This is a genomic window from Bradyrhizobium sp. 190 (assembly GCF_023073415.1).
Classification (GTDB): domain Bacteria; phylum Pseudomonadota; class Alphaproteobacteria; order Rhizobiales; family Xanthobacteraceae; genus Bradyrhizobium.
In genome coordinates this window covers 86,742-99,616 of record NZ_JADPJL010000061.1, presented here as the reverse complement: position 1 = coordinate 99,616, position 12,875 = coordinate 86,742, and the positions used below count along the sequence as shown (strand labels likewise).

The following is a 12,875-nucleotide window of genomic DNA, read 5'->3' as shown; positions in this document are numbered from 1 at the left end:
AGAAGGAGCGGGACGCCCGACCGACAGGCCAATTGCGAAGCTGAAGCGAGAGCGACGACGCCCCGATCCGCTGGTCAAAGCCACGCCACAGCTGCGCGAATGGTTCGAGGCCGAGCCATGGCGGACCAGCAGCAAACTCCTGTCCAAGCTTCAGGCAGAAAACCCCGGGGTCTACCCGCGCAAAGTACTCCGAACCCTTCAACGTCGTCTCAAATTGTGGCGCAGCGAGCAAGCAAGCGCACTGGTGTTTGGCTCCGGGGAAAACGCGGCACAAAGCGATGTGATTGTCACATCACCGGAAAGTCCCCCGCTGCTCGACGGAGCGTCGGTAGTCTAAGGTAGACCGGTGATCGACCGTGCTCAAGGCTGGCGCGATGCGCCACCGCCTTCGGCGGCTGGCGGCCTTGACCACGCCCGATCACCGGTCTGTTGGCTTGGCAAGCGCTCGGTCGAGGACCGAGCGCGACATCGGCGCGCTCGTAATGACGACCAGTTGTGAGACTGGCCTCTTCGCTCCCCTCGCTAGGGAGCAAAATAGATGAGGCAACAAGAGGTCTCTCGGGAACATCGCTAGATGCGGCAATACGGCCTCTTATCCAGTTTGTCGCGCTACACCTTGACGACATGACCCCGGATCAAGCCTACTTCAACCTTCCGCCGCTCCGCGTGGCGGCCTAATCCCGGCAGAGGATCCACTTATCGACGCGGAGAATCTGTTCAGACAACCGGGACCAGCTCTGTTTGGCTTCAGGGGGTGATGCCATGTCTGATCGATTTCCAGTATTCGAGGTTTTCTTAAAGCAGCGCAGGCGAAGATGGTCATGGTCGGTCTGCACCGACGAAGGCACGCCGGCAATGACGGGGTCAAGAAGCAGCCGATCCGCTGCCAGCTATGAAGCCAACAGGGCGCTTTTTGTGTTGCTGCTTAGCGTGCCGTATCGTTCCCGACTTTCGTCTCGACCGATCCAACCTGATCAAGAGGCTCGCGCGCAGCGCTCGCCTCCGCCCCAACTTTAGAGTACGTGACGCTTCGAGAAAAGTCTGCTCGTCAGCGGGCCCTCCGCTCTGGATTTAAGAGACGGGCCAGCGTTCGGCTTGTTTAAGGCTTCTCTATCGACACTCGGCTTGTTCTCGTCTCGAAGCGACGCAGAAGCGAGCCACAAGAGAGACGATCGGCACGATTGTCGGGGCTCCGAAAGAGACTTTTTTGCAGGGAGCCGGCAGATCGAGGCAACCCATTAAGTCTTTCTCGGAACCCGCACGGCAGTGCCCGTAAAACCACTAGCCGCCAGCAGCGGAGGCCCACACTGAGGTTCCTGGGAGAACACGTGCATCCTTTGAATGCTCTGTATCTTATCTCGATCCGGAGTTAACCTCACGTAGATAGTGCGCCGTTTCTGAGGATTGTGCGTTCTGGTCGTCAGAAATCCAGAGCGACTTTCAAGCGAGCTTTCTCTAGGCGATACCTGAGTGCAGTGAGACTGTTAGCGAACTCGGTCAATTCGCGAATACTGAACTCACCAAAAACAAATTGATCGAGTGCTTCCTGTTGTGCAGCAAGGCTCGCGAGATGCTTGTAAGTCTTGTCCGTCAGCGACAGCTGTACGACCCGGGCATCGCTCGTGGAGGGCTTGCGCCGCAGGAGCCCTTTTTTCTCGAGGAGCTTCGATTGGGTCGTTACGAATGAAGCGTCGACGTGCATCAATTTTGACACCGCATTGACAGGAACACCGTCTTCTCTGTCCAAGTCTGCCAAGGCCATCAAGATCATCCACTGTGGCCCAGTGATGCCAAGTACATTCGCCCGGAATTGGCGCAGTTCCTCCAGATACACATTGATGGATCTGATCTCCCACATGAACCGCCGGACCACCTCCTGCCCCTCAGCAGAGCTACTGCCGAGGGCTCTTGCTGGGCTGGGCAAATCCGTCGGCATTGTATCTCAGGGTTTCCATCGTTGGCTAGGGTTTCCTTTAGAGCAAATCAAAAAAAGGGACAATGCCTCCGGAGCAGACAGATCAAAATCGTTAGTACGATGCGGACAAAAGTGAAGCGTCGCGAATACAGCGATGAAATAAAGACGCATTCTGCACGTTGCGAACGTACCTACTCTTTTTCACTTCAGGTTCGGCCGATATTGAATCGGGGCGCTAACATTCGCGCCTTGATCAGGTAAGGCCACCAGGTGGCATTCAACGACACGCAGAGCCTTTCGAACAAATCTATCGCCAAATCAGGACGGTCCATCACATTGATTGATGTCTGTTACCGGCGTTACCGGCCTACTGCTTCCCAACGATACTGGCGTGGAACGATACTGGGGTGTGGCATTTCCACCAAAGTACGATGGCGGACGGGCTGGGTCTTTCTGCGCTGCGGCTGCGCGGCCTCATGGCGTGGCTGTTCTGGCGGGAGCTCGCGCGACCTGGTAGGCCGAGCAGCTTCTTGCCAAGGCGAGGGTGATGTCATTAGGAAGCACGTCGATTATGTTCAAATGGTAGAGCCGGAATGAGCCCGGTCGAAAGCATCTTCCAGGAATTTATTGATGCCATCCAAACCGCAACCAACGCGGATGAATTCGAGCGTGTCGCAACGCGGCTAACACAGAGGCTCGGCTTCCAGCAATTTGCCTATCTGAGCCTGACCGGCGAGACGCCGATGTTGATCTCGTCCTATCCCAAATCCTGGACCAGTCGGTACTTCCAACTTAGATATCAGCAGCTCGATCCTGTGGTGCGCCGCGCGCGTGCCGAGCACGCGCTATTCAGCTGGGGAGGCGAGGCGTCGGCCCTGGCCGGAAATCGCGAGCAGCGCCGGTTCTTCGATGAAGCGACGACCTTCGGGATTAGATCAGGTATCACTGTGCCAATCAGGGGTGGATTTGGACGGATGGCTGCATTTACGCTGGCGACGGGCGACCGCGATCTTCACCCCGAGCGGCTCGTGGCCGACGGGAAGGATCTGGTACACCTCGTCGGGTTGCACTTTCATTGTCATGTCGCCGCCAGACTTGACGTGCCCTCTGCCGGTAAATTAGCCGCAAGTGAACTCACTCAGCGCGAGCGCCAATGCCTTGCATGGACCGCGCGCGGAAAAACTGTCGCGGATATCGCGGTGCTGGTCCAGATTGCACCGCGTACTGTAATTTTTCATCTTGAGAATGCTCGCCGCAAGCTCGGCGCAGTATCTATTGCCCAATGCGTCGCTGAGGCCTTGCGACGCGGTTTGTTGTCCTAATCACCCACACCCTCCATCACGCGAGTTGCGGAAGAGACCTGGCGCTTGTCACGTCAGTGATTACTTATTGTACTCTGTCCAAAAAGGTCCAGCGTAATCAAGCTGCACCAGACCACCTGTAAAATCTAAACAGGCGATTTGAGAGTTGTCTGACCTCCTGATAATTTGAGGACGTTGGCATGCATGCCCTCGGACTTCACGCCCTTCAATTTGGCTCTCATATGGACTTGCTCGCGGCGATGACTCGATTGCGGCGCTGTGCCTCGACTGTTAGGTTTCGTGAAGGAGTCAGTGTTGCGGTTCGCGCAGAGATGGAGGAGGGCGCCAAGCACGCCACGAAGGTCTGGGCTGTGCTCCGTTTCCCCGTGAGCCGATCGAGGACCACCGGAATGCCGTCGCCCGCATAACCCACGAACAGCTTGTCGCTGGCCCGCGTGGGACTGGCGCATCGTCACCGGCAGGCGCCTCAAATGCGGTATAGTTCGTAGAACCGGCGGTAGCGGTGATTGTTCGGCTCGGCTGCGATGTACTCCTCGCATAGCCTATTCGTCAGAACGAAATAGGTCTAGCGTGCTCGGTTCTCCTTCAAGTTCTGCTATATGCTCGCCGCTGCAGTACGTTTTCAATTTGTATTGCATAAGTCATTGTAGAGACCGAGAATGTAATATAGGCTACTACCTTTAAGCGAGCTTATTATTGGGGTTCTCATCATGAATAAACTTCTAGGACTTTTCCTGACCGCTCAGTTCTTGTTGCTCTCCGGTGAGGTCTTGGCCCAGGGACTTCCGGCTCCGTCGTATTGGAAGAATGTGCGTGGCTCGGAATTGTTTGTATGGTCCTCCAACAACGGGAGCATACAAGGCACTTTTACAAATCATGCTCAGGGCTTCCAATGTCAGGGCATTCCATATCCTGCATCCGGCGCCGTTAAACCGACCGGTCTGTATTTCGTTGTAACATTTGCCCAATGCAATTCCTTCACGCGCTGGGTCGGAAGGACCAATGGTTCTCAAATGCCAACATCCTGGACATTGTTTTATGTCGACGGAAATGGCCGACCGCAAAAACTGAGGGGGGCCGATACCTTCACACGGGTGTGGTAGCTAACTGAGGTTCGTTTTTCTTGCTTCTGCCGCGCAACTGAGACCTGGATCACCGCCGGGCCTCAGGTCCTCGACGCCGACCGTTTCCCATCCCTGGTCATCTTCCATGGCTAGGTCTCGTATATCCGTCCGGCGTTGGCCGCAGGCGGAGCAGTCAGCGCCTCAAGCACTGGGGTTATCCTTGTAGAACGTGATAATCAGATTTTCGAATCCAAAGTCGGTGAATGCCTTGACGCCGGTTTCTCCGACACCATGGACCGAGATGGCGTCGTCCTCGAGCGATTCATTCTTGGCGACCTCCCGCAGCGAGTCTTCGCCAAGTTGGGCGGCGCGATTGATGATGGTGACGGGATGAACCTAGTTGACGTGATGGTAACGCAGCTCGAGCGGAGATCGCTAAGGTTGGCGGCATCCATCCAATAGCAGCAGCTCCTCTAGCCGATGAGCCGGATAGGACGCGATCCGGGTGAGGACATCGGCCAGTCAGGCCTGCGGATCCAAATGCCTTTATCTTGGCTGACGATCAGGCTGTATATGGGGGCGGCGCAATCATCGACCACGATTAGGATGTGGAAGCTGCGGCTATCTGTGAGCTAATTCGATCCGAAGTCGATTGAGCGGCCATTCGGCGCTGTCGGTATCGTCACCTGAGGTCGCGATCGCCGTTTGCCGCGGCTGCCCGGCGACGAACTGCGAACCTCTCTTCCCGGTAGAGCCGGAAGAGTTTCTTGTGGTTGATCAAATAGTCCCCCGCTTGAGCAGAACATGCAGGCGCCGATAGGCGAAGTGACCGCACTCCTGGGCGATCGCCTCATGCGTTAACACAGGGAGGCTCCGCCCAGGTCGTCTCGTATCTAATGGTCACGCGACAATGGCCGATGACTTTATACACGCAGCCTCGCTCGTCCCGTGACTATCCATGAAATGCATGACGGCTTTCCACTTGGCCGCGGGCGTCATCGCTTCTTTAGCAACAGGTCCTTCGGCGCCTTGTCCGGTGGACGGCCGCGTTGATTGCCACTTCATTGGGCGTGCCGGTGCTGGCCGATTGCCAGCGTAGGTCGTCGCGGCGATCACGAAGCGGCAAAGCAAAGGTCACGGTTCCTCGAAAAGCTGTATCACTAGGGCGGCTTCAGCGTTTTCAAAAACGTCTCGCCCAGCAGCGACAAGCGCCCTTGCACCTCAAGATGGGGCTTCGGTGACGGCGCCGGAAGCATGGCTCGCTCTTCAGCGCTTCGATCTCACTGTCGGCAAGGCGTGCAGCACGTCGAGGCTGGTATGCGCGATCTCTACTGACCTGTCCCACGGACTTAATTCAGGTTGAAGTTCGCTCTGCGTGCAAGACGAGGACAAAAGCGTAAAGCGCAATCGCTTCTGAAAGAACAGATCATCGAGATTTCTGAGGGAGCAAAGGTTGCATTTCGTCGCCGATCTGTGCCGAATTCAAGACTCTCCGCCCCTGCATCGCGCAGCGATCCGGCGTCGCCCCGTATTTGCGAGGCGCCCCGTAGAACTCTTGCTAGAGCTAATTAGGACTCGTTCCAGCCCGGTGGGGCGACTGACTCGCGATTGGTAGCGCGATCAGCTCTTCAGCCAAGACTTCGGATTTGATGTTGGCCACGAACTGCGAGCACGCTGATCGATCCTCGGGCGAGCCGACCGTACAGAAGGCGGACGGTTATTTCACGCGCTTGCCTCGTTGACGGTCAGACGTCTCACGTCAGCATCAGGCCTGAACACGTGCGTTTCTTTGCGCGCGAGCCAGCAACAGGCGCCATCTGTCAGGCCGATCCCGGAATTTGCTTGAGGCCAACACGTCTCTCTCGCAGTAGCTGGTCACGACGCGGTAGGGCCTAGCACAGATATCCAAGACGTCGCTCGTTCGTCCTATGTGAAAAACATAGGGGTCTATATTTGCGTACTTATGTGAGGGCTTCAGTGCAAAAAAGAATTGTTGGACGGATATCTAGCCGAGATGAGTCTAATTTTAGTTGGCCATGGCCGTCCCGCCAGGTCGATAGCATCGCGATGGATCGCGACTGGGGCCTTGGTTGGTTGTGCAATCGCGTATTCACCTTCCATGGCCCATGCCGAGTCATTAGACGATCTAAGGCAAGAGCTGAGACGTCTGCAGGCTCGCGTTCATTCACTTGAGGCCGCCGAACAGACGGGATCGCGCGCCGATCGTGCAGCGGCAAAGGGAGCGAGATTGGCGCAAACGGAAGCAGAGGAGGCGAGGGCACGCGCGGAGGAGCGCGACAGCAGGCTGAAACTGCTCGTGCGAAGGCGCAAGCAGCGCAGACGGAGCAGATCCACTGCAAGGGAGTTTCCCCGGGAGCATGCGAATTCCGGGCACCAACACGTCTTTCAAACTTTACGGACAGTTTTCAGCCGCGGATCGACAATGCAGCTTCCGTTGAAAGTGCCGACCGGCAGCGTGATTCCCAAAGGCTCGATCAGGAAGCCCATGCCGATCGTCGGCCGGCTGGAAGCGATCGTGAAGCCGATGCCCGCGGCATGCAACTTGCGCACCATCCCTGGCGCTCCTGCTCAAGATCTTCTCTGGGTGAGCAACGTGCCGTCGACGTCGGATACAACAAGCGCAATGCGGGTCATGGAGGCACCGTTCTGAGTTGACGGAGGATGTCTTCAACAATGGCATCGACAACGCGTCGGCCGAGACCGTGATCGTGTTCGCTCAGATCCAGTGGTTCAAACGGCGCGACATTGCTCGCGGCATTAAAGCGATCGCCGTCTTCGAAACGCCGATCGAGCCATTCGGAATCATCCGGCGATGTGCTGGCATTGGAACATCACCTATTCCGCAGCTCATACGGCACGCCGAAGGCTTTCGCCCTTGCGAAAATGCGCTCCGCGATCTGCAGATCTTCGGTGCTGTCGATTTCGTACCACCTGAGATCGTCGCAACGCGCCGTGGCGAGCTGTAGGCCACGCTTTTCCACCAAATAGGCGAAAAGCTCCTCGGTGTAGGCCTGCGTAGCTCCGGAGCCGATGATATCTTCGAGAGCTGGAACGATCATTGTCCTGAGGGTCGTCGCCGAGAATCGTAGCAGGTTCAGCGTCTTGAATAGCCTTGGACCATCCGCGTTAAGCTTTGCTGAGGTGTGCTTCATGCGGAAACCGGAGATGAAGCCTCTATCCGACAATAGAACCGCCGACCCCTCCATCAATGCATTGAAGGGGGCGACTGCAGCCACATCGGTCGCCTCTCCGAACAGAAGGTAGCGTAACGCATCCTCCTCGAAAAAGACGTCGCCCTCGAGAAGAAAGCAGTCCCCGGAAAGAAGGGCGTCCCGCGCCAGCCATAGGGAATAGGCACTGCCTGTACGGTCGAAGACCGTCGACTCGACATAGTTGATTTCAAGCTCGCCAAAGCGGCTGCCACAGGCGTATTGAATGGCGTCCTTCCGGTAACCGACGACGATCGTCACCTCCTCAACGCCGACGGACTCCAGATTGCGCAGAGCGTTGTGAATGATAGGAGTTCCATTGACCGTGACCAGCGGCTTCGGGCGTAGATCGGTCAGCGGACGCAGGCGGGAGCCCAAGCCGGCCGCGAGAATGACGGCTTTCTTGGGAGCATTGATAGCCATTTCATTCCCCTTATCGCGCATTTGTTTCCAGGCGTTGAGGACCTCGACGAGCAGCCTAAGGCCGTCGCTTATGGTTGCTACAGCGGCGTGATGCCAATCCAAGTCCTTGGAAATGCAACCCTACGAGTCAAAATAGAAAAATCATGGTCCTCATCGTTCGTTCTCCGAAAGAGAAATCAACTCGTGGCTGTTCTTGTGTCGTCCAAACAAATGCGCCGTGAGATATCACTTGAGCGTGACGGCATGGAAGACGGTGCATGACAGGTGTCTGTCGAGAACGAATCCGTTGTTGCGTGGATGAAAGCCTATTGTCGTAGTTCAGGCGGATGCCAGCATCACGATATGTAGAAATCGGTGTTTGATAATACTTCGTAGGAACGATTACGACGGGCCGGCGGTTCTGCCAGGAACTCGCGAACGAGAGGAACTCGTCCGCGGTGCTCTTACGCGAGTGAATGAGGATCGCGTCGGCTCCCGCGGCGGCGTAAGCGCTAGCACGTAAAAGTGCTTCGTCCATTCCATGGCCGGCGATCAGCGCTTCGATCCGAGCCACGAGGACCGAGTCGTCCGCGACCGTATCTTTAACTGCTCGTAGCCGGCCAGAGAATTCATCGATATCGGCTAGGGGATGCCGATCGCCAACAAACGAGTTCATCTTTGGAAAACAGCTGTCCTCCAGCGCAACTCCGGCAGCGGCCCCGCTGTAGGAGTTTGCGCGCCAGGAGGCGCGCATTATTGAAATTCCCAAAGCCGCCATCGCCGTCAACGAGCACGGGCAGTTCGGTCGAGTCGACGATGCGCTCGACCACATCGACGATTTGACTCCATGAAGCTTCGTTGGCATCGCGATAGCCGAGAGAGCAGGCAACTGACAGGCCCGACGCCCAGAGACCTTTGAAGCCTGCGCGCTTGGCAATGGCGCCGGAGAGTGCATCATGAGCCTCCATGAGGAAGGAGATGTCGCGGTTGGAGCAGATCTCCGCGCGCAGCATTTCGGCAAGGGAGGGGTCAGCACATCGATCAGGGCCGTTGGCGAAGAAAGATCGTGATTGATCTTGCATGCCGACTCCTAACGGGCGCGTTTGACCGACCGGCCATTCAGGGCGTGCGCCGCGCAGGTCGCGATCGAGGCGAGGCAAGCCGCTCGGCCAATCCGCAGCTCGACGGGTAGATGACATGCGTCTGTTTTCTAGATCAATCACTAGCTTTGGTAGTTGACCGCTCCGCAAATTGTTACTCCTCGCTATGGGATGCCGCGGAAGTCCGGGCTTAGCCCTGACAATCACAAGATGTTCGATCGTCGGTGGGCGGAAAGTAATAGAAAACGCATCCGTTCGACAGCCGGAGACCTCGTCGACTCAGCACTTCTTGCTCTGGTCGCGTCGAGACGATCCGAGATCTCGACTTGCAGGTGCGAAGCATTGTGTAGGGCGGATCGAAGGGATTCGGTCCTCGTGAGCTGCGGCCGGTTCTCTTCGTTACGCCGGGTTCTTGCCGCAAATGAGGGAGCAAAACGCATCGCGCTTTAAACCGCGCTCTTCTTGACCGATATATCAACTAATGTCGCGGCTGCTGCAACGACGATGTCGCGTTTCCGACGTATGTCGCGATTGCTTCGATCGCTAACGCATCATCAATCGCCAATTCGCTCAAGCGTCTATCCCATGCCTCAGTTTCGTGAGCTCCCGCAACTTGGTACGAGCCTTGCTGTTCTCATCCCAGGTTCGCGGAACTTGTGGAGTACCGAATGCAGGGTATCTTTTGCATCAAGCAGATTTTCGACTTCGTGCAGATCCGCGCGCGTCCCGTGGGCAACAACGAAGTGCGCCAAGGGGAGGCGGACCATCACGAATATGTACGACCCGTCCAAGCTGCGAGCAGTGCCGGTACTAAGCGACGAGCTGGCTGGCGAGCTCACCGTCCTCGCCATGGGCCTCCAGATGCCGCTGAGTCCTTACGCAAGGCACTGACCGTCGGCGCCAATCGCACCGCTGACAGCCGCGTTTGGTGCGCGCCGGCCGCTGCATTCGCGCAACCGGATCGCAAACCAGAACAGGTTGTCACGATCGATGTAATGCTCGATGGCATCTTGGTCGGCGCCGGGATGGCCGGCAATATCGCCGCAGTAACTGTAGCCAAGCGCGGCATGAATGTGCTGCGGCCGGGGCGCGACGAAGAGTCGCCCGCGCCCAGTACGACCGCGCACGATCCGGACAAGTCGCCGGCGTTCGGAAAGTTCGCACGTAAACAGGCAACTACATCGTTGAGGTCTGATCGTGGTTACCAGCTACGAAGGCAGAACCAGGAACGTCGATCCCTTATTGTGCCTCGAGGAGGAACTGTTCGACAACCGCTATCTTGTCGAAGTCGGTCGTCTCCATATCAGCGCGCGTGCGCACAACGTTGTCGCCGCAGCTGTTTCTCTCGTGAAAGCCAGCCCGCACTGCTACGAAGTGCAAGATGCAAAGCACCCTCGACGGCTGCATGGAATGCGGCATGTACCGCGCCCTCGGGAGCGCCCCAAACGAGAAAAAAGAGAGCTGTCCGAGCGACGTTTATGGTGTGCTGTTCGAGTGTAGGTGGCCGCTGCATCTGCCGGCTTGATCGGCGTACCCGCAGTTTGGGTTCACCTGTTCTTTTTGGGCGCATGCACGAAAGTCCACGAATTCGAGAATAGCGTTTGTCATAGCGCGCGAGTGTTCAGCTGTATGAGGAGCGGAGCCCAAGGCTCAGGTGAGCAAAACGGGACTAGGTGCTGGGTAAGACACGCTCAATTGAACGCAAACACCGGCCGTTTTTGCCGGTCTCGTGAGGCGCTACATGGACCTTTTCAGCTTCATCGAATGCGCGAAGCGGACGCAATCCATCAAGGCGCTGTTCGATCTTCTTGTGAGCTGTGCGAGCGAGGAGGGCTTCAGTGAAGTCGCTTACGGAGCACTCACCTGCGCAGAGCCGCCTCGTCTACCGGAGTATCTGCCGCCCGCAGTGACCGTGAACTTCCCGCCTGACTGGTGCCACCGTTATTTTGAGCGCAACTACCATGTCATCGACCCGGTGGTCCGGCGAACACCAATGATTTCGGGGCCGTTTCTGTGGGACGAACTCGCCAAGCAATATCAACTGCAATCAGGCGAGCAGCGCGTACTGGACGAGGCCAGAGAAGCGGGTTTGAAGTGTGCCATGAGCGTGCCGTTATTTGGGCCCTCGGGCCAAATCTCTGTGGCATCGTTTGCATCCCCCGTCGACGATGCCGATCCTCAGTATCGCATCAGTCATCTCTATGTACTGGCCTGGCACTTTCACCTCGCATTTGCGGAAATCGCGCGGCCCTCGGCTAGCAGCTGCATCAGGAAAGTTCCGCTGTCGGATCGCGAAAAAGATTGCCTGCGGTGGGCGGCAGAAGGGAAATCGTCATGGGCAATCGGGATGATACTGAAGATCAGCGAGAATACGGTCAATTTTCATTTTAAGAACGCCATGCGAAAACTCGATACGACGAGCCGGACCCAGGCCATCGTGAAGGCAGTTCGACTCAATCTCATTGAGTTCTCGGCGGCTCCAGGGCTGCCAACTTGATGCGGGCGCCTGCCGCGGGTCATGTCTTCGATCAGTGTCCTTAAAGCATCAATGAGAACGCGCCGATGAGACCTATTATGAAGAAATCAGCGAGATGGGTGCTTCACCTTGTGAATAATTTATCGATTGTGGCCGTCGCGATCCTGGCCTCATCACAAGTTAGCGCCGATGATGAGGTGATGACAGCTGCCAGGCAGATTTTCAAGGCAATCCCCTCGGCGGTGCCTGTGGTGAAGGACAACCCGGTCACCCGCGAGAAGATCGAACTCGGCAAGATGCTATTCTTTGATCCACGCATATCGGCCAGTGAGATCATTAGCTGCAATTCCTGCCATAACCTTGGGACGGGCGGAGTCGATGCCGGTCCGACCTCGGTCGGTCACGGATGGCAGCAAGGGCCACGTCGGGCCCCAACCGTCTATAACGCAGTATTTAATGTAGCGCAGTTTTGGGATGGACGCGCCGTAGATCTCAAGGCGCAAGCCAAGGGACCCGTGCAGGCGAGTGTCGAAATGAATGCGACCGCAGATCGCGTGATCAATACGCTCAATTCGATGAGCAACTATGTCGTCAGGTTCAAGAAGGCGTTCCCGAGCGAGGAACCGCCGGTCACCTTTGATAATTTCGCGAAGGCGATCGAGGCTTTTGAAGCGACTCTGATTACGCCGGCCGCCCCCTTCGATCAATACCTCGAAGGCAATCCGAACGCTCTCGATGATCAGCAGAAGGCAGGATTGAAGCTATTCATGGAAAAGGGATGCTCCTCTTGCCACAACGGCATCAACGTTGGTGGACAGGATTATTTCCCGTTTGGCGTGATCGAAAGGCCGGCCGCAAGCCTGCTTCCGACTGCTGACAAGGGCCGGTTCGCGGTCACTAAGGCGGCCAGCGATGAATACGTTTTTCGAGCGGCGCCGTTGCGCAACGTCGCTTTGCGAGCCCCATACTTCCATTCGGGTCAGGTTTGGAGCCTTAAGCAAGCAGTCGGCGTGATGGCTAAAATCCAGCTCGGCACCAAGCTTAGCGACAAGGAAGAGAACGATATTGTGGCATTTCTGAATTCGCTGACCGGGCAGCTGCCTAAGATCGAGTATCCAATATTGCCCCCGCGTTCCGCCGGGACGCCGGCACCCTCTTTAGGCAGATAGTACGGTTTTTCATTGTAGCGGGATTGCGCGGTGTTGAACCGAAAGTCGCGGAAGCATGGGAGACGCGGTTGAACCGGGCTGGTATTCTTACCGGCTGCGTCCATCACCATTGTACCGGCGCCGTCGCCCAAACGCGCCGTTCCCATTTTTGCCCGTCGCGTTGAGCAGTAGTCACGCCGAAGATGGTCAAGGGATTG

General features: G+C 56.9%; 6 protein-coding genes and 3 pseudogenes. 5 read left to right on the top strand and 4 right to left on the bottom strand.

What is annotated here, in order from left to right:
• Positions 1-337 (top strand): annotated as a pseudogene (locus IVB22_RS29245) (hypothetical protein); the annotation flags it as partial.
• Between the two features lie 1,083 nt (positions 338-1,420).
• Here the strand turns inward: IVB22_RS29245 and IVB22_RS29240 are convergent.
• Entirely contained in the window at positions 1,421-1,936 is a 516-nt protein-coding gene (locus IVB22_RS29240; protein ID WP_247520628.1) for a MarR family winged helix-turn-helix transcriptional regulator, read from the bottom strand.
• A gap of 572 nt (positions 1,937-2,508) precedes the next feature.
• Between IVB22_RS29240 and IVB22_RS29235 the strand changes: the two genes are divergently transcribed.
• Both IVB22_RS29235 and IVB22_RS29230 read left to right on the top strand, forming a co-directional pair.
• Positions 2,509-3,237, top strand: coding sequence for an autoinducer binding domain-containing protein (locus tag IVB22_RS29235; RefSeq protein WP_247520627.1), 729 nt, complete (start codon positions 2,509-2,511; stop codon positions 3,235-3,237).
• Positions 3,238-3,947: 710 nt separating this feature from the next.
• A complete protein-coding gene (locus IVB22_RS29230) occupies positions 3,948-4,340 on the top strand; it encodes an avidin/streptavidin family protein (protein ID WP_247520626.1) in 393 nt (130 codons plus the stop codon).
• Positions 4,341-6,713: 2,373 nt separating this feature from the next.
• On the opposite strand, the pseudogene IVB22_RS29225 reads toward IVB22_RS29230, so the two are convergent.
• From IVB22_RS29225 to IVB22_RS29215, 3 genes and pseudogenes are all read right to left on the bottom strand, one after another.
• Positions 6,714-6,956, bottom strand: a pseudogene (locus IVB22_RS29225) (HAD hydrolase family protein); the annotation flags it as partial.
• A 197-nt stretch (positions 6,957-7,153) separates the two neighbouring features.
• The gene (locus tag IVB22_RS29220) at positions 7,154-7,954 is read right to left on the bottom strand and encodes a phosphocholine cytidylyltransferase family protein (RefSeq protein WP_247520625.1); all 801 of its coding nucleotides are present in this window, start codon (positions 7,952-7,954) and stop codon (positions 7,154-7,156) included.
• Between the two features lie 325 nt (positions 7,955-8,279).
• Positions 8,280-8,946 (bottom strand): annotated as a pseudogene (locus IVB22_RS29215) (isocitrate lyase/phosphoenolpyruvate mutase family protein); the annotation flags it as partial.
• A 1,828-nt stretch (positions 8,947-10,774) separates the two neighbouring features.
• On the opposite strand from IVB22_RS29215, the gene IVB22_RS29210 reads away from it, so the two are divergent.
• Positions 10,775-11,530, top strand: coding sequence for a LuxR family transcriptional regulator (locus IVB22_RS29210; RefSeq protein ID WP_247520624.1), 756 nt, complete (start codon positions 10,775-10,777; stop codon positions 11,528-11,530).
• A 77-nt stretch (positions 11,531-11,607) separates the two neighbouring features.
• A complete protein-coding gene (locus IVB22_RS29205; RefSeq protein WP_247520623.1) occupies positions 11,608-12,678 on the top strand; it encodes a cytochrome-c peroxidase in 1,071 nt (356 codons plus the stop codon).
• Positions 12,679-12,875: the final 197 nt, after the last annotated feature.

What these genes read in the sequence shown, in the direction of transcription:
- IVB22_RS29240 (WP_247520628.1), bottom strand. Translation starts at nt 1,936, where the DNA reads ATGCCGACGGATTTGCCCAGCCCAGCAAGAGCCCTCGGCAGTAGCTCT.
- IVB22_RS29235 (WP_247520627.1), top strand. Translation starts at nt 2,509, where the DNA reads ATGAGCCCGGTCGAAAGCATCTTCCAGGAATTTATTGATGCCATCCAA.
- IVB22_RS29230 (WP_247520626.1), top strand. Translation starts at nt 3,948, where the DNA reads ATGAATAAACTTCTAGGACTTTTCCTGACCGCTCAGTTCTTGTTGCTC.
- IVB22_RS29220 (WP_247520625.1), bottom strand. Translation starts at nt 7,954, where the DNA reads ATGGCTATCAATGCTCCCAAGAAAGCCGTCATTCTCGCGGCCGGCTTG.
- IVB22_RS29210 (WP_247520624.1), top strand. Translation starts at nt 10,775, where the DNA reads ATGGACCTTTTCAGCTTCATCGAATGCGCGAAGCGGACGCAATCCATC.
- IVB22_RS29205 (WP_247520623.1), top strand. Translation starts at nt 11,608, where the DNA reads ATGAAGAAATCAGCGAGATGGGTGCTTCACCTTGTGAATAATTTATCG.